Consider the following 24,623-nt stretch of genomic DNA (forward strand, 5'->3'; position numbering starts at 1 on the left):
TGGCCCGCCCATGGGAAATCTGTCTCCGATAATGCTCGGCTTTCTCGGAAGTCTTGCCGCCGGATCGCTCACAGCAGTCGGAGCAGTTCCCGTGCTGTTCGGGCGCATCCCGTCTCGGGCCACACGCGCTCTGTCGCTCGGCTTCGCTGCCGGTGTGATGCTCGCCGCTTCTTTCTTTTCGCTGATCATCCCGGCATTGGATGCGGCGGAGCCGATGTTCGAAAACGGCGCGATGCCTGCGGCCATCGTATGCGTTTCGATTCTTCTGGGCATGGGGGCTGTCGCCCTGATGAACGAAAAGCTGCCGCACGAGCACTTCAAGATGGGACGCGAAGGGCCCGAAGCGGCGTCTTTGCGGCGGGTCTGGTTGTTCATCATTGCGATCACGATCCACAACTTCCCCGAAGGCCTTGCCGTGGGGGTCGGCTTCGGATCCGGAGGTATGGAGGGCGGTTTGCCGCTTGCTGTCGGCATCGGGCTTCAGAATGCGCCCGAAGGATTGGCCGTCGCTGTATCTCTGCTGGGCGAGGGATATCCGAAGCTGCGCGCCTGGGGCATCGCGGCGCTGACGGGCATGGTCGAGCCGATTGGCGGCCTGCTCGGGGCCGGGATCATCACACTGTCGGAACCGCTGCTGCCATGGGGACTGGCCTTTGCCGCGGGCGCAATGCTCTACGTCATCAGCCACGAAATCATCCCCGAAACCCATCGCAGCGGCCATCAGAACAGGGCGACGCTCGGTCTCGCAGTCGGGCTCGTTCTGATGCTGTTTCTCGATGTCTGGTTGGGATGAGGCAATGTCACTAAACAAGGTATCTCCGGTGATCGGCGTCTTCGCGGCGCTTGCTGCGTTCGCGATTGATCAGATCACCAAAGCCATTGTTGTTGCGGATGCCGCCACTTTAAGCGCCGGGATTTCCGTGTTTCCGGGATTCAACCTCGTCTTTTATCGTAATGACGGCGTGACTTTCGGGATGCTGGGCGGCGCTCCGTGGTGGAGCCTAATCGCTCTCGCTCTTGCCATCTGTGTTTGGCTAGGGGTTATGCTGTTTCGCGCCGACAATGCGGTGGAAATGCTTGCCTACGGTGCGATCATTGGCGGAGCCCTGGGCAATGTCATCGATCGTGTGCGGTATCGGGCTGTAACAGACTTTCTCGATTTCTACATTGGCACAACACATTGGCCTGCCTTCAACTTGGCCGATGTATTTGTCGTCAGTGGCGTGGGGCTCTTGCTCGCCGCGCCATGGATCAGCGCGCGGCGTTCGATCAAGTCGTGAAGCCGGAAATTCTGAACCGCATCGCTCTGCGCCACCGTTTTCTTTCGCGGATGACGCTTGGTTTCGCCGCCGGGGCGATGACCGTTCTGACTTTCCCGCCTCTTTCGATTCTCCTGCTTGTTCCCGTTGCCTATTCCGCGTTGTTTGTCGGGCTTCGCGATCTCTCCTTCGGGCGTGCTTTCCTCGTCGGCTGGGCGTTTGGTCTCGGCCAGTTCGGTTTCGGGATTTGGTGGATCGCGGAAAGTTTCTACGTCGAGGCCGAGCGGTTTGGGACGATGGCGATTCCGGCGGTCGCGGGATTGTCCGCAGGTCTCGCGATTTTCCCAGCCATTGCCGCTGCGCTTTTTGCCGAAATCGCGCGGCGCGGAGCCATGGGCAGTCTCTTGGCCTGCCTCCTGTTCGCGACCTCCTGGACCGTGGCCGAGTGGTTGCGTGGTCACGTTCTGACAGGGTTTCCCTGGAATCTGGCCGGTTACGCACTTGTAGACTACGCCGCCCTTCGCCAGACCGCCGCCTGGGTCGGAAGCTATGGGCTAAGCTTTCTCACCGTGTTCGTCGCGGTACTCCCTGGCGCGGCTGCTATGGCGTCCGGGCGGCAACGATTGACCGTTTCGCTCATGGCGCTGGCCGGAATCGCGACGATGTGGGCTGTCGGCACGCTGCGCCTCCAGTCGGATGCACAACAGCCACCCGGTGTCGACCTGCGCATCGTCCAGGGCAACATTCCACAAGAGGAGAAATGGGCGCCCGAGAACCGCGAGGCGACATTCGCGCGCTATCTTGAGCTTTCAACCCGGCGCGGCGATTTCGACGTGCTTCTCTGGCCGGAAACCGCCTTTCCGGGTTTCCTCGACGAGGATACGGAGGCGCAGGCCCGCATTGCCGCTGCGCTCACAGAGGGCAGGGTGCTGCTCACCGGTGTGCCGGACCGTGTACCGAGCGAGGATGGCACCCGATATTTCAACACGGTCCAGGCTTTTGGCGCGACCGGCAGAATCCTGACCGGATACGCGAAACACCATCTCGTACCCTTCGGCGAATATGTGCCATTCCGTGGCTGGTTGCCCATCGAGCGGCTCACGGCGGGTCTGGGCGACTTTACGCCCGGACCGGGCCCGCGAACGCTTGCGCTTCCGGGTGTGCCGCTGGTCGCCGTGGCGATCTGCTATGAGATCATCTTCCCAAGCCATGTGGTCGACGATCTGTTCCGGCCGGACTGGATTTTCAATGCGACCAACGATGCTTGGTTCGGAACCAGCATTGGACCGGAGCAGCACCTCGCGTCCGCACGCATGCGCGCTGTCGAGGAAGGGCTTCCCATCGTCCGGGCCGCAAACACAGGGATCTCCGCGATCATCGACGCAAACGGTGACCTCGTCGCGCGGCTCGGCAACGGAGAAACCGGTGTCATAGATGCGGCTCTGCCCTCTGCTCATCCGTCAACGCTCTATGCGCGCTTCGGTGACTGGGCGCTGCTGGCTCTCATCTTCACTACTTGGGCCGTCGGACTGGCTGCAGGTCTGGTCGGCACACACCGGTGCAACAAGAGAACAAGAACGGAGAAAAAGTCATGCTGGTAATCGCGGGCATTGTCGCGGGTGCGATCTGGGGTGGATATCTGGCGCGACGCCGAAAAGGAAACCGGCTGGATATCCTCCAGTATGCGGCGAGTTCGGCGATCGCCTTCGGTCTTCTCACCTATTTCATATCGGTGGTCCTCTTGCGCATCTTTTTTTAAGAAGGGTTTCGAAACAGCACCGACATGAGACGGCTTTTCAACATATTGCTGTACGGGTTTCTGGCAATCTGCATCACGGTATCGGTTGGTTCCGGGTTGGTCTATTTTCTGCTGAGCGCATCCGTTCCCGACTACGACGAGGACTTCACGGTCGCAGGCTTAGGCGGACCGGTCGACATTCTGCGAGATTCTTCGGCAGTCCCGCACATCTCCGCGACTTCCGCTGCAGATGTCTACTTCGCGATCGGCTTCGTTCACGCCCAAGACAGGCTCGGTCAACTGTTAAGGGCAAGGCGAAAAGCGGAAGCTTCGTGGCCAGCCGATGGGACATTGTCCGTTGCGCCAGCGGTCTCAGACGCGCTCGCGTCCTATGCCGCGGGCGTCAATGCGTGGCTCGAGCTTGTGTCGGAAGGCGGGCGTGGCAGAGGCTCTCCGGAGCTGCTGATCGCAGACGAACGGTCGATCGCGGCCTGGACACCCGGCGATAGCCTGAGGATTGCCCGGTCTTTCCTGAATGGCCTGCGACCGGGAAGCGCACGGGAAGGAATGCCGAGTATATCAGGTGCCATTATACCGACGGATCGCCCGAGAGCGCCCGAACTACTGGCGACTGATCCGCAGCAGCGCCTCAATGCGTGGGCGATGGACGGTGACCGAACCGCTACCGGGACGCCAATTCTCGCCGCCGAAATCAGCGGTTCCCTGTCGCTTCCCTCGGAATGGTATCTCGCTGATCTTCAATTTTCGACGGGGCCGGCCATAGGGGCCACAATGCCGGGCGTACCTTTCGTTATTGTTGGTCGCAACGCGCGCGTCGCCTGGGCCTTCCGGTCACTTCCCGTGCCAGACGAGGAGGCGCCAGGGGGGCCATCACCCATGCAGACGGCAGGTTTCCTGACGATGCTGGAGCTGTTTGCGCGTTCAGCCGACGCGAACGATGCCACTAGAGTTGCCGCAGACATGTTGCCGAAGGGCATGGAGGCATTGGTAATTGATCGAGAGACCGTTGACCGTTGGCCAAAAGAGGAAGCCGTACGGGCGTCGTCATTTCGCGACATTCGACTGGCGGAGCTTGAAACGCGGCAATCGATCTTCTCGACAGAAGGCGTCATGGGTGTTCAAAGGGACACCGTAAGTTCCGTGGCGCGAACCCTCCTGCCCCTAATGGCGAAAGAGCTTTGGTTCGTGCAGTCCAGAGACAGCATCGAAGGCACCGATACGGACGACCTTCGTCGTGAGCTACTGGACAGGCTTGCGTCGTGGAATGGCGAAATGGATCGATATGCGCCGGAACCTCTGCTGTTTTGGACCTGGGTCTGGGCTTTGCAGCAGCGCATTTTGAAAGACGAGTTTCCGACAGCGAAGCAACTCTGGACCCGTCCGAACCCGGACTTTCTTTATGCGGTACTCAGCGATCGTCGCGGCAGCGCGATCTGGTGCGACATCCGTCCATCGTCACCTCGAGAGACATGTGAGGAGCAGGTTCGCGTGGCCTTGGATGATGCCCTTGGCTGGCTGGTCGATCGATATGGGCGCGATCTTTCGACCTGGACCTGGGGGGAGGAGCATACATTGGACATGCAGTGGTCGCCGATCAGTTCACGTGGGTTGCTGACCGACCTGCTGTCCCTTCAAGCGCCGATCTCAGGCGATCCCTTTACGCAATTCTTGACGTCATTTGGTGTTGAAGAAGACCGTCCATTCCTTGTAAGTGCCGGAAGCAATTTTCAGGCGGTCATGTCGATATCGGGAGCAGCGGGATCATACTACATCTCGCCCGCCGGACAGTCGGGACATCCGCTATCTCGATTCTACGACAATCTTTTTCCCTCGTGGATACAAGGCGAATACCTCGCCATGTCGACCGATCTGTCACTAGCCCGTGGCGGCGCTTCCGGGATATCGCGGCTCACACCGGCTACCTCCGACAACCCTCGGATGAGCGAGGGCCAGAGCGAATGATCACGAACTTCTTCTTCCTTTACGACCCTTTCGGCTATGTGCTGTCACCGGTGTCGCTCATTGTTGTCGGTCTTACAGCATGGCTGTTTTTGCGTGGGCTCAAAATACACGCTCGCTGTCTCGGAAGGGTTTCTGGCTGGCGTCGAGCCGTCTTCTTTGTCGGCCTCGCGGCCGTCCTCGTCGCGACGAATGGGCCGCTCCCGCCATTGGGGCACAGTCTGTTTTCGGTACACCAGGCCGAGCATCTTCTTCTGCGACTGGCAGGACCCATTCTCATTGCGGTTTCTCAACCCTGGCTTGTCCTTCAAGCCGGATTGAAAAGGGAATGGCGCCGACGCCTTGCCGCGATTGGGCGTGCGCGCATCCCGCGATTCTTGGCGCTTCCTGCATCTGCCACCTCCTTGTTGATTGGTGCGCTTTTCGTCTGGCAGATCCCGATGATCTACGCCCTTACACAACGTATTGCGGCGATGGAAGCGCTAGCACATCTGTCTATGGTGCTGGCTGGGCTTTGGTACTTTGCTATGCTGTTCGATCTGCGTGATCCGCCTGAAGGAGCGCGGCGCGGTGCTCGGCTGATGTCAGGGTTCGTGGTGATCGTTTCCAACATCTTTCTGGGCTCCCTGACAACGCTCAAAGAGGTGCCTCTCTATGGATCAGAAATCATCGCAGCGAGCGGTGGCCGACTTCGCGCCCTGGCTGACGAGACAATCGGTGGCTACGTAATCTGGGTCCCGTCGTCGATGGTTCTCATCGCGGCAATCATTCTGGTGCTGAACGGCTGGAACGCGGCGGAGGAACGGCGCTGGACGTCCCGCTACGACCTGATGCGCCAATCGAATGCGGCGGCGCTCGAGTTTCCGGAAACCGCGGAGGAACTGCGTCTGAAAGTAGGGAAGCCGAACCGAGACATGGGCCGTACGCTCGCCCTTGGCGCATTCTCCATGTTCATGGTTGTCATGGTTACCGTCGTGACCATCGTCTATGCCCTCGGATAGATTGAATTCGACATGAGACCAGACGTATTCTTCTCCGCTAGGGCCCGCCTGTCTCGCCACTGCCACGGCTGGACACATATTGTAGTGTCCTTACGCGTACCGGGTGCTTGCGCTGGCCCACGGCGGCAAGTGTCACTTTGGCCGTGATCGCCATCGAAGCGATCAACGTGGCCCTGTGCCGACGATTTGCCTGATCTGACGGAAGATCATCTCCTCCCATCAGGCGTAGATGTCGATCGGTGTTCCGTCTTTCACCATTGCATAGATGTCCTCGATCTGCCGATCTGTGACCGCGATGCAGCCAGCTGTCCAGTCGCGGACGTCCGTTGGGTCGATGCCTGGGCGTGGACCACCATGGATGAAGATGTCGCCGCCGGGGGAAAGGCCCTGCGCTTCAGCAAAGGCGATGTCGGCCTCATTCGGATAGGAGATGCCAACCGAAAGATGATACGTACTGTCGGGGTTGCGCTTATCGACTACGTAAGCGCCCTCAGGGGTCCGGCCGTCTCCCTCGAATTGCTTGTGACCCTCAGGAGCGAAACCCAGCCCGACCGGATAGGTTTGCAATACGCGATCGGCTCCGTCCAGAACAAGCAAACGCTGCCCCTTGTAAAGCCGAACACGGGTCACTTCGGGTCCGCCATAGCTGCGGAACTTGCTGGCACAGCCAGACAAAAACGCTGCCAATCCGCCCAACAGGACGGCGCGGCGGGGAAATCGGATGGTTTTCACTGCTCGATGCCTCTTTCGTGAGGTCTGATATGGACATTACGTTACCTTGCAAATGCTGCGTGATCAATGTCCGTGGGCAAGCGCGGCCTTTGCCATCTCTGGACCAACCTGCTCACCGCTGAATGCCTTGCGGGCCTACCGCAGCGCCTTGAGGGCGACCGGCAGGGAGACCACGGCAAGCCTTAATCGAACAACTCGTGAAGCCAGGATTTGCGTCGATAGCCGTGCTTGCGGTCGCCGCCGCCGTGCTTTCCGCGCCGGTAGCCGCGATCATCGTCGTAGCCGCGCGGCTCAGGCACCCGCTGAGGCGCCACATCGGGTGCCGAACGCTCGATGATCTTGTCCAGTTCACCCCGGTCGAGCCAGACACCCCGGCAATCGGGACAGAAGTCGATCTCGATCCCCTGGCGGTCGGTCATGCTCAAGGGCACCTCGCAAACCGGACACATCATCCTGCCCTTCACGCTCATGTCTCGTCTCGGCTCCTTTCCGGGTTCTCCCAGTTCAATGACCATGTGCCAGCGCTCCTTTGGCCAAGCCTTCGCCAACCTGTTCACCGCCAGACGGCGGCGCCTTGGCCTCTTGGCTGTTCAGCAGGCGCAGGGCGTTGGCCACCACCAGCAATGACACTCCTACATCGGCTGCAATAGCGCCCCACATCGATGCCACTCCGAAAGCGGTAGCGACAACGAAAACGCCCTTGGTCGCCAAGGAAATACCGATGTTCTGATGGATAATCGACATTGTCCGGCGCGAATGACCGATCAGCCAAGGCACCTTCCCGAGGTCGTCTGTCATCAGGGCAATATCCGCCGTCTCGATTGCCGCGTCCGAACCAACGGCACCCATTGCGATGGCGTAATGCGCGCGCGCCATGGCCGGGGCGTCGTTGACCCCGTCGCCGATCATGGCCACCATGTCATGCGTTTCGACCAGTTCTTCGATAGCTGTCACCTTGTCTTCGGGCAGAAGCTCGGCACGGACCTCGTCGATGCCGACCTCGGCTGCAACAGCGCGCGCTGTCCGCTCGTTGTCGCCCGTCAGCATGACGATGGTCTTCACGCCCTGCGCGTGGAGCTGTGCCACGATGCCCTTGGCATCGGGGCGGATACGGTCGCGCAATTCCAGGATGCCGGTGACGCCGGTGTCGTCGCCCACGGCAACAAGGGTGCTGCCGGCCCCTTCGATGCGGTCGCGCAGATCCTTCGGAATGGCGTCGCCGAAACCCTTCTCCTCGGCAAACCGGTCGGACCCTAGCCAGATCGACCGGCCGTCTGTGCGTCCTTCAAGTCCCCTACCTGGAACGGTTCGGGTATCTTGCGCGGCGGACACATTGATGCCTTCGGCTTCTGCCCGCGCGAGAATGGCGCGCGCCAAGGGATGCGAGGAACGTGCCTCCAGCCCAGCGGCGAGGGTCATCAGATCTTGCGCCGATGCTTTGCCCAGCGGATGCACCGCCGCCACCTCCGGCTCGCCCATGGTGATCGTGCCGGTCTTGTCCATGGCCAGTGCAGTGGTCTTGCCCGGTGCCTCAACATATGCACCGCCCTTGATCAGCACCCCAGCCCGCGCTGAGGCGGTGAGTGCGGCGACGATGGAGACCGGTGTCGAGATGACCAGAGCACACGGGCAGGCGATCACCAGCAGCACGAGTGCATTGTAGAACCAATAATCCCAGGCCCCACCGAAAATGAGCGGCGGCAGCAGGGCAATTGCAATGGCGAGAGCCATGACGATAGGCGTGTAGATGCGGGCGAACTTCGCCACCCACTGCTCCACCGGCGCACGGCGGGCATGGGCGTCGCCGACCATGCGGATAATCTTGGCCAACACGGTGTCCGAGGCGGCCTTCGTGGCGCGCACCGTCAGTGTGCCTTCGCCGTTGATCGTACCGGCATAGACTTCGTCGCCCCGTTCCTTTGGGACCAGCGCACTCTCTCCGGTGATTGGCGCCTGATCGACGGCCCCTGCCCCATCGACAACCTCACCATCCAATGGGATGCGATCTCCGCCGCGCACGACGAAACGTGCGTTGATAGCAACCGCGGAAGCCGGTACGTCCGCTTCCGAACCGTCATCATAAAGAATTCTTGCCGTCGGCGGCGCCAGGTCCAGCAGAGCTGAAACCGCATTCCTCGCACGCCCGACGCTCCAGCTTTCGAGGAAAAGCGAGAGCGAGAAGAAGAACGCAACCGTCGCCGCCTCGAAAAATTCGCCGAGGCCAATTGCACCCGCGACTGCGACGACCATGAGCAGGTTCATGTCGGGCGACAGCCGCCGTGCGGACGACCATGCCTTGGGCGCCACGAGCCAAACACCGAACAGGATCGCGACCGCGAATAGCCCTGCCTCGACCAGTGGCATCGGCGCTTCGCCGTGCCCTGCGAAGAGGCCAAGTGCCCCCCCCATGCCGGTCTCGATGATGTGCCACAGAAATCCCGCGGCCCAGAAGCCACCACTGAGCGCCGTAAACAGCCGCTGGCGTGCAAGATGGGCCGCCTGGTCGACCGACGCGTTTTCGGCATCCCAGGGCTTGGCGGTCATGCCGGTGCTTGCGACCAGTTCTGCAATTTCGCCGTCCGATACACTCTTGGCGCTGTCGAGGATAGTCATCCGTCCATTGATCACGTCGAACGCAAGATGTTCGGCCCCGCCGATCTTCGGGCCGACCACCTTGTTCAGGATTGCTACCTCCTCGGCGCAATCGAGGCCGGACACCTGAAAACTGCGCCCGCCCGCTGGCGCGGGGGTCGCCGGAACGATGTCGCCGCACGTTCCGGCGCTCCCGCAGCAGCTGCCGCCGCTTGTCTGGGCATCTTCGGCGTGATCGTGGTCGTGACGATGGGTGTCGGACGGCATGAATGGACCTCTGGATTCGGGTGCTTTACCATGACATAGCCCCTACAGTGGCTAGAGCTTCAAGAGCAAAATACGGTGGTATTTCAGATTGTTTTATTGCTAGAGGATGCGGTGACTGGCTCTATCACGCCTTGAGGCATGAACAGCCGCTGCAAAGAAAAACAGTCACGAAAGGAAACTTAATGCGGGTTTTGATTCTGAAGCAAAAAATGATGGTTGCAGTGGCGCTGTCGCTCACGGCCGGGTGCGCAGTCCAGCCGACTGGACCGGGCGACGTGGCAAAACAGGGGGGCAACGTTCCCGAAGCCGTGATTGCAATGGCTGCCCCGGATCAGGATGTTGCAACTGCGCGCTTGGTACCGGAAGACGGGTGCTACTGGTACAAACACAGCGGCCCCGTAGAAACAACCTTGCTGCCGCTGCGCACGGCGAACGGCAATCGTATCTGCACCCCTCGCGAAACTTAATTGCGTTTGCCGTCCGCTGCTTGGCTTAGCTGCGGGCAGTCACGCTGTCCTCCGCCGAGTAAAGATAGGCCGTAGAGCCGGTCTCGACGTTCGGGTAAAGATCATTGATATGAGCCATGACCATCCGTACGCAGCCCGAACTTGCGCGGCCACCGATACTCCGTGGGCTCGGAGTGCCATGGATGCGCAAAAGGGTATCGCGATCCCCGACGTAGAGATACAGCGCCCTCGATCCAAGCGCGTTTTCCGGTCCCGGTTCCATGCCATCGGCAATGTCAGCATAAAGTTCGGGGTCGCGATTGATCATGCTCTGTGTCGGTTGCCAGTGCGGCCACCTGACCTTGCGCTTGATGGTATAGACACCCGGCTCGTAGAGGTTCCCCCGCGCGATGGCCACGCCGTAGCGCATCGCGGTTCCACCCTCTTCAATGTGGTAAAGATATCGTGCGACCGCGTCGACATGGATATCTCCCGGCACGAGACCGGCCTTCGCAAGGACTCGTTGCGGCAGGAACCGCGGGTGCAAATCCCAGGGATTGGAGGTTTCGGGGACATAATTTGGAGGCGTCACCTGTGCGTCCCATTCAGCCTTCTGCGCCTCGGTGGGCCAGCTATCGGCAAACGTCACGCCGGGAACGGTCGCAGAAAATAGCGCCGTTGTTGTTTGAATGAAGTGTCGTCTTGTCAGCATGTCGTACCCTTTCGGTTCCCACCGGCGATTGATGGCAAGAACGGTATGTGTTCTCCTTGAACAGATAGGACTTCTAGTGGCTAGAGGTTCAAGGGCAAATTTTCGTGAGTAAACATGCGATCCTTGCAGTTTCCAGTTTGCTTGGGAGGAGAAAACTGCTCGCACGATACCTGGTCCGAAGTTGCGCAGCGACAATTCGTTAGGGTCAGGATTCATAACCAGTAGATGACGGTTGCTGCGAGCGCGATGGCTGAGAGAAAGACCTTTGGACAGCGGTCATAGCGGGTTGCCACGCGCCTCCAGTCCTTGAGGCGCCCGAACATGATCTCGATGCGGTTTCGCCGCTTGTAGCGGCGCTTGTCGTATTTGACCTGGGTCTTGCGTTGCTTTCGGCCGGGAATGCAGGCGCGTATCCCCTTGTCTTGCAATGCTTCTCGGAACCAATCAGCGTCGTAGCCCCGATCCCCGAGCAGCCATTCGACATTTGGAAGGCTGCTGAGCAGCGCCCGTGCGCCGATGTAGTCGCTGACCTGTCCGGCGGTGACGAACAGGTTGAGCGGTCGTCCTTGGCTGTCGCAGATGGCATGCAGTTTTGTGTTCATGCCGCCCTTGGTTCGACCGATCAGGCGACCGCGCCCCCCTTTTTGGCGGCCATGCTGGTCGCGGTACGGTGTGCTTTCAGATAGGTCGCGTCGATCATCACGGTTTTTTCTTCGCGGTGTCCGGTAGCCAGGCCGACCATCATCCTGGCGAAGATGCCTTTCTCGCTCCAGCGCTTCCACCGGCTGTACAGCGTCTTATGCGGTCCATAGGCTTCAGGCGCGTCGCGCCAGCGCAAGCCATTGCGATTGATGAAGATTATCCCGCTCAAGACGCGTTTGTCGTCGACCCGAGGCTTGCCGTGGGACTTGGGAAAGAAAGGGGAAAGCTTGGCCATCTGCTCGTCGGTCAGCCAGAAAAGGTCGCTCATGTCACCGCTCCGTTTTCCGGGCCGTGAATCACGCAGCGCTTTGAAAATCAATGCATCCTGACCCTAGAAAGTTGCGGGGTACAGGATCACACGCGTGTCCAGCGGAACCATATCATACAACTGGACAATCTGATCGTTAACCAATCTGGCGCATCCGTTTGAAACGGCACTGCCAATAGTGCTTGGGTCATTTGTGCCATGCACACGTAAAAAGGTATCCCCGCGTCCCGGTTGAAAAAGGTAGAGGGCCCGCGCACCTAGAGGGTTGCTCAGACCGCCAGGCATTCCATTCCGAAACGGTCCATACTTTTTCGGTTCACGACGCAACATGCCCGGGGTCGGTGTCCAGCTGGGCCACTCCTTCTTTGCCCCCACATAGAATTCGCCTGCCTCGTAAAGGCCCGGGCGACCGATCCCGACAGCGTAGCGAATTGCAGTGTTATCGGGTTGGGTCCAGAACAGGGCAAACTGGCTTGGAACAACATGGATTTCGTATGGAGCGGAGCCCTCTGGAATGCTCACTACTTGAGGTAAATACTCCGGCGGTAAATCATACTTTGGCAGCACTACATGGGCTGAAACTGGCTGACTGGCCAAAGTGCCAACAGCCCCGGCGGCAAGGAGGAATTTTCTTCGATTCATGAAGCTGTGGCTTTCGAACGGTGAACGTTGAATGAACGCCGGTACACGAAAAAAGACTTTAACAAGTCATGCTAGGTGCGCGATCAGAACAATTTCACTTGTGTTCCTACCTCAGCCAAAGCGAACAGTTCTTTGATATGTTCGTTGTAAAGGCCGATGCATCCGTTCGACGATTGGCGGCCAATTTTCCGCGTGTCGCCCGTTCCGTGGACGCGGTAATATTGCCATGAAAGGTAGAGGGCGTGTGTACCCAAGGGGTTGTCTGGACCGGGTGGAAAATAGTCTGGCCAATCCGGATTGCGGATCTTCATCGAAGGCGTGGGGCGCCAGCTTGGTCCTTCCACTTTCTTGATAACGCTAGTGTATCCGCGTTTTGTCAGTTCTTCGGATTCCGGAACGCTCGACGGATACAGCTTATAAACACTTTCATCCTCTGACCAATATTGCACCGCTCGGGAATCAATGTCGCACAGGATTGCACCGTGGTTTAGATTATCGAAGTGATCCCGCCAGTTTGAGGTGCTGAAGGATGAAATATTGCGGCGCACTGGTGGCGTAGCAAGTGGTGCTGTGGTTTGCGCTGTTGCAACGCCTGCTCCTAGGAACACGCCACTTGCGGCCGCACCGAGCAGCGCTCCGCGACGTGAGATAAATGAGTCTTTAATTAGCTTCATGATCAATCCTTCGGTCGTGCCTCTTTCGCCTGGTTACAACCTTCACCCACTGGAGCTTCAAGCGATCAATTGTCACAAAAACGTGAGACGAATGGCTAACGAACGCTTTGGGCTGGAAAAGCCTTGTCGCATTCGAACGGAAAGTGGCTTAAACGATCATCTGGGGCGGCACTAAAGCGTGCCAGGTCAAGCCGGTGTCAGCCTCGACAAATGACCTATATTAGGTCAGCTTTCCACATGCGATACCTCCCGTGCCCCGTCACCTCGCGGATCAAACCGCTTGCCTCCATCCATGCGAGATTGCGCTGAACGGCGGCGCGGCTGGCTCCGGTCATGGCCTCAGCCATCGGGGCGGAGACCAAGGGCCATTCCGTGAAAACCTTTCGCAAGGCAACCGGCGTGCGGCCAGATAATTGCGCCATGACGTTTTCTGCCCGCCCGATCCACACTTCAATATCATCAAGTGTTCGCATCGCCGTTAGAATTGCGCTGTTCATCCCATCCAACCAGCGGGCCAAACGCTCGGGTGGCAAGCCCGAAACGCGCAGCCCCCCGGCCCCGGCCATAGCGAGCGGCGCGAAGATGGCACCGCTTCCATCGCTGGTCGCGATCCTGGACGCGGTGACGGCAGCTTCGATCTGGTCGCCGTGGCGTCCGAGGCCCGCCAAGCTCCACAGGTGATACCCCATGCACGCCCGCGTGATCGGGTGGAGACCCTTTGCGGCTGCCATGACGTCCAGCCACCCACCCGCGCGATCCTCGAAACGCTCAGCGCTGTCTTCAATGTTCTCGGGATCGCGGCGATCCAGGAAGGCGGCCAAGTCAGCTTTCGGTCCAGGACCGCCTGTTAGGCGCCGAACAGCCCATCCAACTCTTGCCAGTGCATTTGGGTCATCCTGTGCACCTGACAGCCGCATCGATATCCAGAGCGCCAGACGATCAGAACTCACCCGATCCCCTGCGAACCAGCTGAGATCCGCTGCCTCGATAAGAGCGAGGCGATGCCGCCAGCCTTCCGGGCCACGCAGCAGCCGGTCATCCAGAGCTCCCAGGCGTCCAGCCACTCTTGCCAGTCGCGCAGCGTGAACGCCTTCTGCTTTTGCCCAGTCTTCGACGACAGCAGTGTCGGGCGGTTCCGCCCGTGGCCCTGGAGGCAAATCATCCGGTTCTTCTTCAAGTGACCTAGGTAGAAACCAGAGATCGTCTTCGTGAGCCTCTTCATCCTCCTCGATGGTGATAAGGAGGTCGCCGTAATCATCAGTCAAAGAAGAGGCTTGCGTCATCTTGTGTGCAAAATACTGATTTTTTGCACATTGCCCAGGCGTTTTCGTGGCCGCTGCCTGCGCCATTTATATAGTACGCGCGCGCGACTGCAGGTGAAACCTCTCAGATCGCTTTCAGCGCAAGGAAACCAAAGGTTTTTGGACGAGCACGACGAGAGAGCACCTACTTGCATTTGGTTACAAACGGTCGTTTATTAGCGGTATGTGAAACTGCAAACGGCCCGATTTCATGCCCCTGATAGGCTACGCCCGTGTTTCCACAGAGGATCAGACCCCCCTGCCCCAGTCTGAGGCCCTGCAAACTGCGGGTTGCGTCGAGATCTTTGAAGAACACGCCTCGGGCGGCAATCGCGCGCGACCGGTGCTGGCACGCGTGCTCGAACGCGTCCAGAGCGGCGACACGCTGGTCGTTGTGCGGATAGACCGGCTTACGCGGTCTCTGTCGCACTTATTGGAGGTGATCGAGCGTCTTGAGGCCAAGGGAGCTTTCTTTAGCTCCCTGCAGGACCCCATCGACACCGCTTCCCCGCAGGGCAAGTTCACATTGCAGGTTCTGGGCGCCGCGGCCGAGTTCGAGCGCGCGCTGATACGTGAGCGCACAAAGGCCGGGCTTGCCTCTGCGCGCGCCAAAGGTCGCGTTGGTGGCAATCCTGGGCTACGCGCCAAGGATCCCGCTGCGCTGCGCAAGGTGCGGCTGGCGTGACAGGACGGCTACATGGAGCGCTTGAACGAAACTGCGCAGGATTGGGTGCCCCATGTGCGCCGTTTGCGCCCCGATATGGCCTGGGAAGACCTGCTGCGGATCATCAATGGCCCCCTGTCCCCAGATCGCCATTGGACACAAAGCCGACTGCTCCGAGATGCTTGGCCGCGCCGGACGCCGCGAAACCGATGACCGCCTGCCGGCCATCGTCGCAGCGATCAAAGGCGCGGCCCCCGAAATCACGCTGCAGGCGATCTGCGACAGGCTGGAAGCTATGCGCGAACGCACCCCTCGAGGTCGTGCCAGCTGGCAGCCGTCTTCGGTCAAGATGTTGCTCGAACGAGCGGATCGACTTGGTCTAATTTCATCAGAATCGGCTCACTCCCGACGGTAACTAGCAGAAGCTCATCCAACTGAATCAGCACTCCAGACACCGTCAGAAGGTCAAATGTGCCATTGGCTGCATGGGTTTAGCTGAAATCGTCCAAACAATTCGGATAGGTGGCTTGAAACGCGATCGCATAGACTTAATACAATAAAATCAAAAGCTTGCGGTTGTCCTGATGTGACTGGATGTATTGGTGCTGTCGATAACTTTTACACTACATCTAGATTCTTCTTGCCGGACTCACTGGATCGTGGCATTCCCATTCTGACGGCAAAACGCGTCAGACGCGCTATACACCGTCAGAATGACCAAGAGCCTCAACAAAGGCCGAGAGTGGGCAGCAGGATATGGATGATCGAAACGTTGGATACGCGCAAGGCATAGGCTCTTCTGACATCGGAGCATTTGCAGACAATCTGGCTGAATCTTTGGATCGCCAGATGAAGATCGCTTTCGAGCCCGAAGAACGAAAGTCCCTGCGCCGTTTCAGTTCTACCGAAGTTGCCAGCCTCCTGCGCGTTAGCACATCCAACCTACGCAACCGGCACAAGGACGGCAGCTTCCCGGAAGTTCATACAGACAACCGCGGACACCGGTTCTACACAGCCCAAGAGATCGATAAGCTGCGCGACATTCTGGGGCGCACCGGAAAGAACGCAGAAAGCTACCGCCCCGGTCGACGTGAAGGCGATCGTCTCCAGGTGATATCTGTCGTCAATTTCAAAGGCGGATCGTCAAAAACAACAGCAACGATCCATCTTGCACAACGGTATGCTTTGCGAGGCTACCGAGTGTTGGTCTTGGATCTCGATCCGCAGGCAAGTTTGACCACCTTTTTCGGCTTTCGGCCTGAGCTCGAGTTCGCTGAGGGCGGCACAATCTATGATGCACTGAGATATGAGGAACAAGTTCCGCTCTCAGCCGTCATCCAAAAGACCTACTTCCATAAGCTCGATATGGTCCCAGCGGGCCTAATGCTCTCGGAATACGAAACTGAGACGGCAAACGCCCTCGCCCGTCGGGTGCAGCCCATATTTGCGGAGCGTCTTGCCTTAGCGCTTGAGGAAGTAGAGGCGAATTACGACATCGTTCTGATCGACTGCCCACCTCAACTTGGCTTTCTTACCCTAACGGCGTTGGCAGCCTCGACAGGGCTCCTGGTAACGGTCGTACCAGGCATGCTCGACATTGCTTCGATGAGCCAGTTCCTCAAGCTGGCTTCGGAAACGGTTAAGGCTGTCGAAGAAGCCATTGGCCGACGCGTTACGTGGGACTTCGTGAAGTTCTTGATCACGAGATACGAGCCGTCGGACGGGCCTCAGACCCAGATGGCGGGCTACCTGAGATCAATCTTGGCTGGACAGGTCATGACTGAGCCAATGCTGAAGTCTACAGCAATCTCGGACGCCGGTATGACCCAGCAAACCGTCTACGAAGTTGATCCGAGCCAGTTTATCAGGAAAACGATTGATCGCGCTCTGACCAGCGTGAACGGCGTTGGCGATGAGCTTGAACAAACAATCCAAATGGCATGGGGGCGTCGCTGATGGCCCGAAATATCTTCAATCAGCCACCAAAGGACGAGAAGGAAAGCACAGCTCCCTCCCCTACCCCGCCAAAAGCGGCAAAACTGCCAGGATCTGTTGGCGGCTTGCGCGAATCTTTGCGCGAGATCACCGCGAATTCCATTCGGGACATCGAGCCCGATCAGATTGACATGGATGGTCTGCGCGATCGGTTGGTGCTTGAGGATTCCAGTATTGATGAGTTGGCCGAAAGCATTCGCAAGCATGGGCAACAAGTGCCAATTATGGTCCGTCCATCGGCCCAACCGGACAGATACCGTATCATCTACGGCCGACGCAGACTTGCAGCAATCCGCATGGTCGGCGGAACGGTCAAGGCGATCGTTCGAACCCTGGATGACGACGCATCTCTGATCGCACAGGGCCAAGAGAACAACCTCCGACTGGACCCGTCTTTCATCGAGAAATCACTTTTCATCAAAGAGATGCAGGAATCAGGTTACAAGCCAAACGTTATTCAGGATGCTCTAGGCTTGACACGGCAGGGCGTATCCAACCATCGCGTCGTCATAGAGCAACTGCCAGAAGGGCTTGTACAGCTGATCGGGCCGGCACATGGCATCGGACGACGGCAATGGGGTGACCTAGCCGCGTTCTCGAAAAAGATAGATCTGGTGAACACGGCCAAAGAGGCGATTGCCGCCCTGCCCGACGACACTCCAAGCGCGGAGAAGTTTCAGGCAGTCTACTCGGCTTGCTCGAACAAGGCGCGTAGCAACAAGAAGCAAGCCAATCGCACCCTAACGTCCGTCGTCAAAGATGGGGACGGTAGCTCTGTGGGAACGCTGACAGTTGATCAGAAAACGATCGCCATCAAGATCGCCAAGAAGGACAACCCAGAATTCGGCCGATGGCTCGAAGAGCGCGCGGAGGCAACGCTTTTGCAGCTCTTCGAACAGTGGCGGAATGAGAGCGGCTCTGGGTCCTAACCCAAGCCACACAGAGTAACGCGAGCAGAGGAGAAAAGCGAAGACCAGAAAGAAAAGAGCCCCCCAAAGTTTCCCCTGGAGAGCCCTCATCATTCGATTAGCACTCATGATGTAGCAACCTCCAGCAAACTGGTCAAGAGTCACCGATTCGGTGGACGGATTTTTATTGCCTTTTCCTGAGCGAAATCTTGGGAAAAGACTGGGAAGTTGTGGGCCGAACGGTCGTCGTGAACAAACCATGGCATTTACAAAACTATCGATTAGAACCGCTGGTGCTGATGCATCTTGCGGCTCAATTTTTGCGGCTGAAACCGACATCTGGACCATCTTCAGGGCACTGAGAGATGCACGTAGCGTATTCGGTCTGCGTCCTGGCCATATCCAAACACTTCAAGCCATGCTCAGTTTCTTGAAGCCCGGCCATGGCGAAACGGTTTTCGCGTCCAACGACTCGATTTGCCAGCGCGTCGGCGGTATCGACGAACGGACCCTTCGCAGACACATCAACCGTTTCGTTGAACTCGGTTTCGTCAAGCGCAATGACAGCTCGAACCGAAAGCGCTACCGCGTTCGCTCGTCCAGCGGGGAATGCATCAGTTATGGACTATCTCTAACCCCCCTCCTCCAACGTGCGAACGAGCTTATCGCCATCGCACATGAGATGGAAAATAACCGGCGGGATCGGACATTTGCCCGCAAACAGATCCTCACAAAACTCGCCCACTTGGAAGAGCATGATCCCAGCAACACATTCATCAACCACGCACGGAGAGCTCTACGCAGGAAGCTGAGCCTCCCTGAATACCACGCGCTACTCGCAGACACAGACAGAGAATGCCAGACTTTGTATACCCCAGATGACCCACCAGAAACTGTAAAATTGCCCGCCAATGACGGACAAACTGTCCGGCACCAATCTAAGTCTGAAGAAGAAAAAAAAGATTTAGATAGCAACATAGACAATGAAGCTCTGAAACCAGACTTGCTAACCTCAGTTTGCGATCAAGCGACGTCGTTCTCCACAGAGAGGCTAAGAAACTGGTTGGACATTGAAAACCATGCTCGAACACTTGCGCCCATGATGGGGATTCACCCAAATACATTCGAAAAAGCCAAGGATGCAGTCGGAGCTCAGAAAGCGTCATGCGCGATCTTCATCATGCTACAACTTGGAAAACGCATCAGGAACTTTGGAGCGTATTTTCACAGTATTACCTTGGGCCAACGTCAAGACCAGTTTGATCCAATGGCTTTGACCAAGCGTCTATCTAAAACTGCTATGCAAACCGCCTAGTGTCCACCGCGGTGGACGTCTGATTGGCAACTAGTCCAATGGTAATACCCACCGATCTAAAGGAGATGCGGAAGAAAAATTTTCTCGGCAGGATGAACGAGGAGATTCCGATGAGGAAGACACGATTCACTGAGGCGCAGTTCATGGGCGTGCTGCGCCAGATGGAGGGCGTTGTGCCTGCCGCCGAACTGTGCCGGGAACATGGCATGAGCAGCGCCACGCTGTACAAATGGCGGGCGAAGTACGGCGGCATGGACGCCAGCCTGATTAGCGAGATGAAGGCGATGGCCGAGGAGAACCGACGCCTGAAGCGCATGTATACCGACGTCAGCATGCAGAATGACCTCCTGAAGGAGGCGCTTGGAAAAAATGAGACGGCGAGCTCAGCGACGAGAGTTGGCCGTGAAAGCGGTGGCGATGGAAGGGGTCAGCATTGCGCTGGCGTGCCGGGCGTTCGACGTCAGTGAGACCTGCTATCGGTACAGCCCCAACCTAGACGATGAGAACGAGCAAATCGCGGATCTGCTATTAGGGCTGATAGCAGCGAAGAAGAGCTGGGGCTTCGGTCTGTGCTTTCTCTACCTGCGCAACGTCTAGGGCATGGCTGGAACCACAAGCGGGTGTATCGGATCTACCGCGAGTTGGAACTGAACCGCAGGATCAAGCTGCGCAAACGGATGAAGCGGGACAAACCTGATGAGCTGGCTGTGCCGGACGCACCGAACGAGGTGTGGTCGATGGACTTAATGGCGGATCGCCTCGGCGACGGTCGCCAGTCTTCGCTGCTGAATGTCCTGGATGATTTCAACCGCGAGAGCTTGGGCATCGAGATCGACTTCTCGCTGCCTGCTGAGCGGGTCGTGCGGGCGCTGAACCAGATCATCGAATGGCGCGGTGCTCCTGGAACAATTTGTTTCGATAAGGGCCCGGAATACATCAGCGGCACCCTCATGGAATGGGCTGAGAACAAGGGCATCACCCTGTCTTATATCCAACCCCGCATGCCCCAGCAGAATGCCTATGTCGAGCGCTACAACCGGACGGTCCGGCACGAATGGCTGGACCTTTACATTTTCGAAAGCATTGAGGCGGTTCAGCAGATTGCCACGGAGTGGCTCTGGTCTTACTACCACGAACGGCCCAACATGGGTAACGGCGGGATGACCCGCGGTCTTTCCACACGCATCATAGCTACCGAGCCAAATTCCAATAGGGCGCTACTGCGCGGTCATTCCGTGTTTCTCCGACCGGCCGATGTCCACCGCGGTGGACAGATCCGGCACCAAGTCTCACAACTCACATGCGTGACAGCCGTTCTTCGTCATCCACAACTTCCAAAGAACCGTTTTTGCCAGCCCAGCCCCACAAAACGATGTTGAAGTCCGATGATGACGCGCCCTTGGCAAAACTCTGGATCAGAAGCCCTGCAAACCCATCCGCATTGAGGGCGCGTGCTAACTCCTGTGTCGGCACCAATTGGCCATCGAGCATCTTCATGCGCCATGCAGGGTCGGCAAGCATCGCCTCGGTCGCGCCATACCGGTCAAGTCCGTCCTGATGGCGGGTATCGAAAATAGGCCCAAGGTCGGCCTTGTAGGACACCAGGATCGTGGGTTGCAGGCTGCCGACCTGGTTGGCTTCTCTAAGAGCGGTCATGGGATCCAGCGATGTGTAAAGGGCCGGGGTGCCCTTTGCGTTAAAGCGCCCTCCGTAGATTTCAGCGCCTCGTCCGGACAGAGGCGCGCGGGCATAGACCGGGTTCAGGGCGCGATAGAGTGGCCCTGTGTAGCGCCCATCTTTCAGAGGCATCAGGCAAAGACGCCCGCATCGACCGCATCGATGTATTCCAGAACTTGCTGAGCTTTGCCTTCCTGCACCAGCTGCATGGCTGTCCGGCCATCAAAGCCGGGCAGGGGCTCTGACCGGTACCATGCATAGGCCATCAGTTCCGAGCCGAAGCGGGGCTCGACTTTGTTCAGCACCTCTACCAGTTCGCGCAGGCGGCGCTGCGTCTTGTCCGAACCGATGCGGGTTCGCCTCTGCAACGCGTCTTTGCCCAAACCGACGGTCAATGCGATCTCTTCTGCTGACGTGCGTAGTGCCGCGGCGATCTTGCGCGGTTCGAATTGCCCAGCTTCAGCAAAGTTCATGATGTGCATGATCTATGCTCCTACAGTGATACTGACTGTATATAGCGCCATTATTGGTGAATTTCAAGCTGTCAGGAGGCGCTGTGCCTTCGTTTCCCATGCTAATTCGTAACTCTGCATTGCTCAGAACGCCGGAAATCCTGATTTTTGGGCCTGAAAAGTCGCAGTAGGCGCGTTTTTTGCCGATCGAGAGCATCAGATAAGTTATTGATAATACGCCAAAGACTGCTGTGGTCGAGCAGGGGTTGCCGATATCCCTTGCCGATCTTGGACCCCAACCGGCACTGACTGCATGAAGTCCTTGGGAACCGCGGTGGTGTCGGTCCCTTGTCAGATTCCGCGGTCCAGTTGGCGGTTGGAAAGTGAAAGTGTCCTTCGGGTTTTGTGACTGACGGATGAGGGCCTTTGGGGTCCCTCAGATGGGTCCGGGCCGGGTTCCGGTCTGTTTTTCCGGATGAAGGGCATTCCCATGCAAACAGGTGTCTTGCGCGTGTTGCGCGCGACCGCTGCCTCCTGGTGGCGGCATAGAGAGCTGCGCCGAGCCGGTCAGACAGGGCTGGCACGGAAGCTCGAGCGGAAAGCCGTTCTCCGCGATCTCGGCTATCTCAGGCAGGCGGCGTCATTGCCAAACGCGCATGTGATCTGCGGGGAGGGTGGGACATTCCTCCATCTCGGTTGGACCACCGTGTCGACCTTCGCGCCGATCGAGCGCTTTCCCTTGGCCGCTCTAGCGGTCGCACGAGGCACGCCGTTCATCGATATCCGACCCGTCACCGATGGCATCGCCTTCGCGAACCTGCCTCGTGTGACACGAGACGGATCGGTCGACCCTGACCCTTGCGGTCCTGGCCGGGCTGTCTCGCTGACCACCTACATCGACATGGTCGAAAAGCTCGGCGCGCGGATCGCCAACGATCCGCGCCCCCGCCAGTCAACCTGATCACCATTCCCACTCACCCACACACGAAAGGAGGCCAGCCATGGCCCGATCCCGCACGCCCAAATTCGATGCCTCCGAGGTCATCACGAACGAAATCATCCGCATCATCGAGCGCGGCGTCCTGCCGTGGCGCAAGCCCTGGACCGCAGGCGGCAGCTCACGCCCCCTGCGCGTGGGCGGTGAGCCCTATCAGGGGGTCAACAACTTCCTGCTGACGATGCTCACCGTGATGGCGGGCCACAGCTCGCCCTTCTGGATGACGCTGCCGCAAGCCAATGCGTTGGATGCGAAGGTCCGCAAGGGCGAGAAGTCCTCTGTCGTCGTCTATTACGGTCAAAGCCGGAAAGACGCGGGCGGCGAGGATGACCACGGGGAGAGCGATGATCACTTCGAGGAAGCCCGGATCTTCCGCTTCTAGAAATCCTACCGCGTGTTCAATGCCTGCCAGATCGAGGGCCTACCCGACAGCTTCTTCCCCGATCAGGAGCCCGTGCCCGAGCATCCGCCGTCCGAGCCAATCCAGCACATGCAGGCGTTTTTCGATGCCATCGACATCACAACCGTCTTCACGGGGACGGAGGCGTACTATTTGCCGCCCGTGGACAAGGTCTACATGCCATCTATCACGCGGTTCCCGGACCCGCGCAATTTCTACGGGGTCTGGACGCATGAGCTGGCCCATGCCACGAAAGCCCCGCATCGGTTGAAGCGCAATTTCGGGTTCTCGAAGTTTGGCAACACCTCCTACTCGCGGGAGGAGATCGTGGCGGAATTGACCTCGGTATTCCTCGGCCAGACGCTCGGCTTCACGGCGCATACGCTCGAGATGAATGCCGCCTACCTGCACAACTGGTTGCGCGTTCTTCGGTCGGACAAAGGTGCGATCTTCCGCCACGCCGCGGATGCGCAGCGTGCCTGCGACTACCTGATCGCCATATCGGAAGCGGGCAGGGCAGGGAGCAGCGCCGAGGCCGCCTGACCACAGGGAGAACGGAGATGCCCATGTCACGTAAGGAACCCAAGACGCTGCGGGTGGCCTGCTTCAACGACGGCCGCCGCAAGATCATCACCTTCAAACGCGGTGCCTATTGGTGGAGCCCGTCCGAGGGCGCCTATCCGCTCTCGGCGGCACTTGAGAGCATCAAGGAACAAGGGGGTTGGATCGAAACCATCCCCAACCCGAATTACAGACCCAAGGGGCTGTTCGGGTAGGGCACCTTCTGCTTCGGTTCCTCCGCCCCGCGGAAAAGAAAAAGCAGGCTTTGGGAAGGGTGTTTCAACTTCTCAACGGAGAGCCCTATGACCATTACCGCACAACCTCAGACAGACCGCCCGGATCTGAGTGTGATCGCAGCGCAGAACGACGCGTTTCGCAAGCTCGCGTGCCTTGGAGTGGCGCCCGCGCAGCCGATCCCGGGCCGCATGCACGTCACCCGCTCGCTTATGGAGGCCGGCGATGGCTTCATGGCCGAGGCGGTGAAGGCGACCGGTGAGTTTGCCACATTCGAGCCTGAGAATGATCCCGAGGGATGGCACGATTTCGGGGCGGTCGAGATCCGGGGCGAGACCGTGTTCTGGAAACTGGACTTGTACGAAGCGGATTCCGATTTTCGCTACGGGGCTGAGACCCCGGACAATCCCACGACCAGGGAGTGTGCGTAATTTTGTGCCCTGACGCCTTTAGTTACGCCATGGGAAAGCGTTCTTCGAACATGATGGCGAGTTGGCTTTTAACGCGGTGCCATTCACGCACAGATCGCTTCCACTCGGCGGAAGTAGCATTGAGCGCCAAGTAGATCAACTTTGCTGCCGCCTCATCGCTCGGGAAGTGGCCTCGGGTTCGCACCGCACGCCGGATTTTTGAGTTCAAGGCTTCTATGGCATTCGTTGTGTAAATCAAGCGGCGCACTTCGGGCGGGTAGTCGAGAAACGGGATCACCTCGTTCCAGGCTCGGCGCCAGCTCGGTGCAATGGCCGGATAGCGCTTGGCCAGATCGCTCTCCTCGAACTCGGTCAACGCAGTCTCTGCCGCTTCGACGTCCAAGGCGGTGTAGACTGCCTTCAGGGCTGTCGCCACGGCCTTGCGGTCCTTGTAGCTGGCGAAGCTCATAGAGTGGCGCAGCAAATGAACGATGCACGTCTGAACCTGGGCTTCCGGGAAAGCTGCCTCAATGGCCTGAGGGAAGCCTTTGAGGCCGTCGACCACGGCAATCAGAATGTCCTGAACGCCCCTGTGACGTAGATCATTCAGAACCTTTGACCAAAATTTGGCACCCTCGTTGGCCTGGAACCACAGCCCCAGAACGTCCCGGGTGCCGTCTGGACGGATCGCCAAGG

The 24,623-nt window shown here is 58.6% G+C and carries 26 protein-coding genes and 2 pseudogenes; 17 read left to right on the forward strand and 11 right to left on the reverse strand.

Annotation, left to right across the window (positions count from 1 at the left end; translation table 11 throughout):
• Positions 1-10: 10 nt before the first annotated feature.
• The 6 genes from ACGYK9_RS17970 to ACGYK9_RS17995 are packed head-to-tail and all read left to right on the forward strand — an operon-like array spanning position 11 to position 5,978.
• Entirely contained in the window at positions 11-793 is a 783-nt protein-coding gene (locus ACGYK9_RS17970; protein WP_088635914.1) for a ZIP family metal transporter, read from the forward strand.
• Complete coding sequence (lspA, locus tag ACGYK9_RS17975; protein ID WP_369824853.1) at positions 777-1,280, forward strand: signal peptidase II; 504 nt, start codon at positions 777-779, stop codon at positions 1,278-1,280. The genes ACGYK9_RS17970 and lspA overlap by 17 nt, the downstream gene beginning before the upstream one ends.
• Complete coding sequence (lnt, locus tag ACGYK9_RS17980; protein WP_088635916.1) at positions 1,247-2,860, forward strand: apolipoprotein N-acyltransferase; 1,614 nt, start codon at positions 1,247-1,249, stop codon at positions 2,858-2,860. The genes lspA and lnt overlap by 34 nt, the downstream gene beginning before the upstream one ends.
• Entirely contained in the window at positions 2,851-3,018 is a 168-nt protein-coding gene (locus tag ACGYK9_RS17985) for a hypothetical protein (protein WP_009815492.1), read from the forward strand. Before lnt ends, ACGYK9_RS17985 begins: the two co-directional genes overlap by 10 nt.
• A gap of 24 nt (positions 3,019-3,042) precedes the next feature.
• Positions 3,043-4,980, forward strand: coding sequence for a penicillin acylase family protein (locus tag ACGYK9_RS17990; RefSeq protein WP_088635917.1), 1,938 nt, complete (start codon positions 3,043-3,045; stop codon positions 4,978-4,980).
• Positions 4,977-5,978: a cytochrome c oxidase assembly protein gene (locus tag ACGYK9_RS17995; protein WP_088635918.1), complete on the forward strand. Its 1,002-nt coding sequence runs from the start codon at positions 4,977-4,979 to the stop codon at positions 5,976-5,978. Before ACGYK9_RS17990 ends, ACGYK9_RS17995 begins: the two co-directional genes overlap by 4 nt.
• Positions 5,979-6,197: 219 nt before the next feature.
• Here ACGYK9_RS17995 and ACGYK9_RS18000 read toward each other — a convergent pair whose 3' ends face one another.
• The 3 genes from ACGYK9_RS18000 to ACGYK9_RS18010 form a co-directional block, all read right to left on the reverse strand.
• Entirely contained in the window at positions 6,198-6,710 is a 513-nt protein-coding gene (locus ACGYK9_RS18000) for a murein L,D-transpeptidase family protein (RefSeq protein WP_035367119.1), read from the reverse strand.
• A 182-nt stretch (positions 6,711-6,892) separates the two neighbouring features.
• Positions 6,893-7,180, reverse strand: a complete 288-nt coding sequence (locus ACGYK9_RS18005; RefSeq protein ID WP_071974146.1) for a zf-TFIIB domain-containing protein — start codon at positions 7,178-7,180, stop codon at positions 6,893-6,895.
• Between the two features lie 34 nt (positions 7,181-7,214).
• Positions 7,215-9,569 carry a cation-translocating P-type ATPase gene (locus ACGYK9_RS18010; RefSeq protein WP_271690351.1) on the reverse strand — a complete coding sequence of 785 codons (2,355 nt, stop codon included), beginning with the start codon at positions 9,567-9,569 and terminating at the stop codon, positions 7,215-7,217.
• A gap of 182 nt (positions 9,570-9,751) precedes the next feature.
• Between ACGYK9_RS18010 and ACGYK9_RS18015 the strand changes: the two genes are divergently transcribed.
• The gene (locus ACGYK9_RS18015; protein ID WP_088635920.1) at positions 9,752-10,036 is read left to right on the forward strand and encodes a hypothetical protein; all 285 of its coding nucleotides are present in this window, start codon (positions 9,752-9,754) and stop codon (positions 10,034-10,036) included.
• A gap of 25 nt (positions 10,037-10,061) precedes the next feature.
• On the opposite strand, the gene ACGYK9_RS18020 is transcribed toward ACGYK9_RS18015, so the two are convergent.
• The 5 genes from ACGYK9_RS18020 to ACGYK9_RS18040 form a co-directional block, all read right to left on the reverse strand.
• A complete protein-coding gene (locus ACGYK9_RS18020) occupies positions 10,062-10,727 on the reverse strand; it encodes a L,D-transpeptidase (protein WP_088635921.1) in 666 nt (221 codons plus the stop codon).
• A 212-nt stretch (positions 10,728-10,939) separates the two neighbouring features.
• A protein-coding gene (locus ACGYK9_RS18025) for an IS5 family transposase (RefSeq protein WP_088635922.1) occupies positions 10,940-11,697 on the reverse strand; the annotation gives its coding sequence in 2 pieces (ribosomal slippage) (positions 10,940-11,373 and positions 11,373-11,697; 759 coding nt in all).
• A gap of 63 nt (positions 11,698-11,760) precedes the next feature.
• A complete protein-coding gene (locus tag ACGYK9_RS18030; protein WP_009815505.1) occupies positions 11,761-12,339 on the reverse strand; it encodes a L,D-transpeptidase in 579 nt (192 codons plus the stop codon).
• A gap of 83 nt (positions 12,340-12,422) precedes the next feature.
• Positions 12,423-13,013: a L,D-transpeptidase gene (locus ACGYK9_RS18035; protein WP_088635923.1), complete on the reverse strand. Its 591-nt coding sequence runs from the start codon at positions 13,011-13,013 to the stop codon at positions 12,423-12,425.
• A gap of 215 nt (positions 13,014-13,228) precedes the next feature.
• On the reverse strand, positions 13,229-14,296 hold the full coding sequence (locus tag ACGYK9_RS18040; RefSeq protein WP_088635931.1) for a hypothetical protein: 1,068 nt from the start codon (positions 14,294-14,296) through the stop codon (positions 13,229-13,231).
• Positions 14,297-14,525: 229 nt separating this feature from the next.
• On the opposite strand from ACGYK9_RS18040, the pseudogene ACGYK9_RS18045 reads away from it, so the two are divergent.
• The 6 genes and pseudogenes from ACGYK9_RS18045 to ACGYK9_RS18070 all read left to right on the forward strand — a co-directional run bounded on the left by ACGYK9_RS18045 (position 14,526) and on the right by ACGYK9_RS18070 (position 20,575).
• Positions 14,526-15,393: pseudogene (locus ACGYK9_RS18045) on the forward strand (recombinase family protein).
• Positions 15,394-15,734: 341 nt separating this feature from the next.
• Positions 15,735-16,934 (forward strand): plasmid partitioning protein RepA, encoded by a 1,200-nt coding sequence (gene repA, locus ACGYK9_RS18050; RefSeq protein WP_043754158.1) that lies wholly within the window; start codon positions 15,735-15,737, stop codon positions 16,932-16,934.
• Positions 16,934-17,902 carry a plasmid partitioning protein RepB gene (gene repB, locus ACGYK9_RS18055; RefSeq protein ID WP_394414412.1) on the forward strand — a complete coding sequence of 323 codons (969 nt, stop codon included), beginning with the start codon at positions 16,934-16,936 and terminating at the stop codon, positions 17,900-17,902. The genes repA and repB overlap by 1 nt, the downstream gene beginning before the upstream one ends.
• Before the next feature lie 238 nt (positions 17,903-18,140).
• The gene (gene repC / locus ACGYK9_RS18060) at positions 18,141-19,196 is read left to right on the forward strand and encodes a plasmid replication protein RepC (protein ID WP_394414409.1); all 1,056 of its coding nucleotides are present in this window, start codon (positions 18,141-18,143) and stop codon (positions 19,194-19,196) included.
• Between the two features lie 65 nt (positions 19,197-19,261).
• Positions 19,262-19,663, forward strand: coding sequence for a transposase (locus ACGYK9_RS18065; RefSeq protein ID WP_394422646.1), 402 nt, complete (start codon positions 19,262-19,264; stop codon positions 19,661-19,663).
• Between the two features lie 87 nt (positions 19,664-19,750).
• Positions 19,751-20,575 carry an IS3 family transposase gene (locus ACGYK9_RS18070; RefSeq protein WP_394422654.1) on the forward strand — a complete coding sequence of 275 codons (825 nt, stop codon included), beginning with the start codon at positions 19,751-19,753 and terminating at the stop codon, positions 20,573-20,575.
• On the opposite strand, the gene ACGYK9_RS18075 is transcribed toward ACGYK9_RS18070, so the two are convergent.
• Positions 20,493-21,005: an RES family NAD+ phosphorylase gene (locus tag ACGYK9_RS18075; RefSeq protein WP_394414403.1), complete on the reverse strand. Its 513-nt coding sequence runs from the start codon at positions 21,003-21,005 to the stop codon at positions 20,493-20,495. The two genes, ACGYK9_RS18070 and ACGYK9_RS18075, sit on opposite strands and share 83 nt — an antisense overlap.
• On the reverse strand, positions 21,005-21,355 hold the full coding sequence (locus ACGYK9_RS18080; protein WP_394414401.1) for an MbcA/ParS/Xre antitoxin family protein: 351 nt from the start codon (positions 21,353-21,355) through the stop codon (positions 21,005-21,007). The genes ACGYK9_RS18075 and ACGYK9_RS18080 overlap by 1 nt, the downstream gene beginning before the upstream one ends.
• A gap of 445 nt (positions 21,356-21,800) precedes the next feature.
• Here ACGYK9_RS18080 and ACGYK9_RS18085 point away from each other — a divergent pair, with 445 nt between their 5' ends.
• From ACGYK9_RS18085 to ACGYK9_RS18100, 4 genes and pseudogenes are all read left to right on the forward strand, one after another.
• The gene (locus ACGYK9_RS18085; protein WP_394414398.1) at positions 21,801-22,286 is read left to right on the forward strand and encodes a hypothetical protein; all 486 of its coding nucleotides are present in this window, start codon (positions 21,801-21,803) and stop codon (positions 22,284-22,286) included.
• Positions 22,287-22,326: 40 nt separating this feature from the next.
• Positions 22,327-23,265, forward strand: a pseudogene (locus tag ACGYK9_RS18090) (ArdC family protein).
• A gap of 23 nt (positions 23,266-23,288) precedes the next feature.
• Entirely contained in the window at positions 23,289-23,498 is a 210-nt protein-coding gene (locus tag ACGYK9_RS18095; RefSeq protein ID WP_152494632.1) for a DUF6330 family protein, read from the forward strand.
• 87 nt (positions 23,499-23,585) lie between these two features.
• On the forward strand, positions 23,586-23,948 hold the full coding sequence (locus tag ACGYK9_RS18100) for a DUF3768 domain-containing protein (RefSeq protein WP_394414395.1): 363 nt from the start codon (positions 23,586-23,588) through the stop codon (positions 23,946-23,948).
• Positions 23,949-23,970: 22 nt separating this feature from the next.
• Here ACGYK9_RS18100 and ACGYK9_RS18105 read toward each other — a convergent pair.
• A partial coding sequence (locus ACGYK9_RS18105) for an IS256 family transposase (protein WP_394414392.1) occupies positions 23,971-24,623 on the reverse strand: 653 nt, incomplete at its 5' end.

The organism is Sulfitobacter sp. 1A15258, assembly GCF_043557045.1.
Lineage (GTDB): Bacteria > Pseudomonadota > Alphaproteobacteria > Rhodobacterales > Rhodobacteraceae > Sulfitobacter > Sulfitobacter faviae.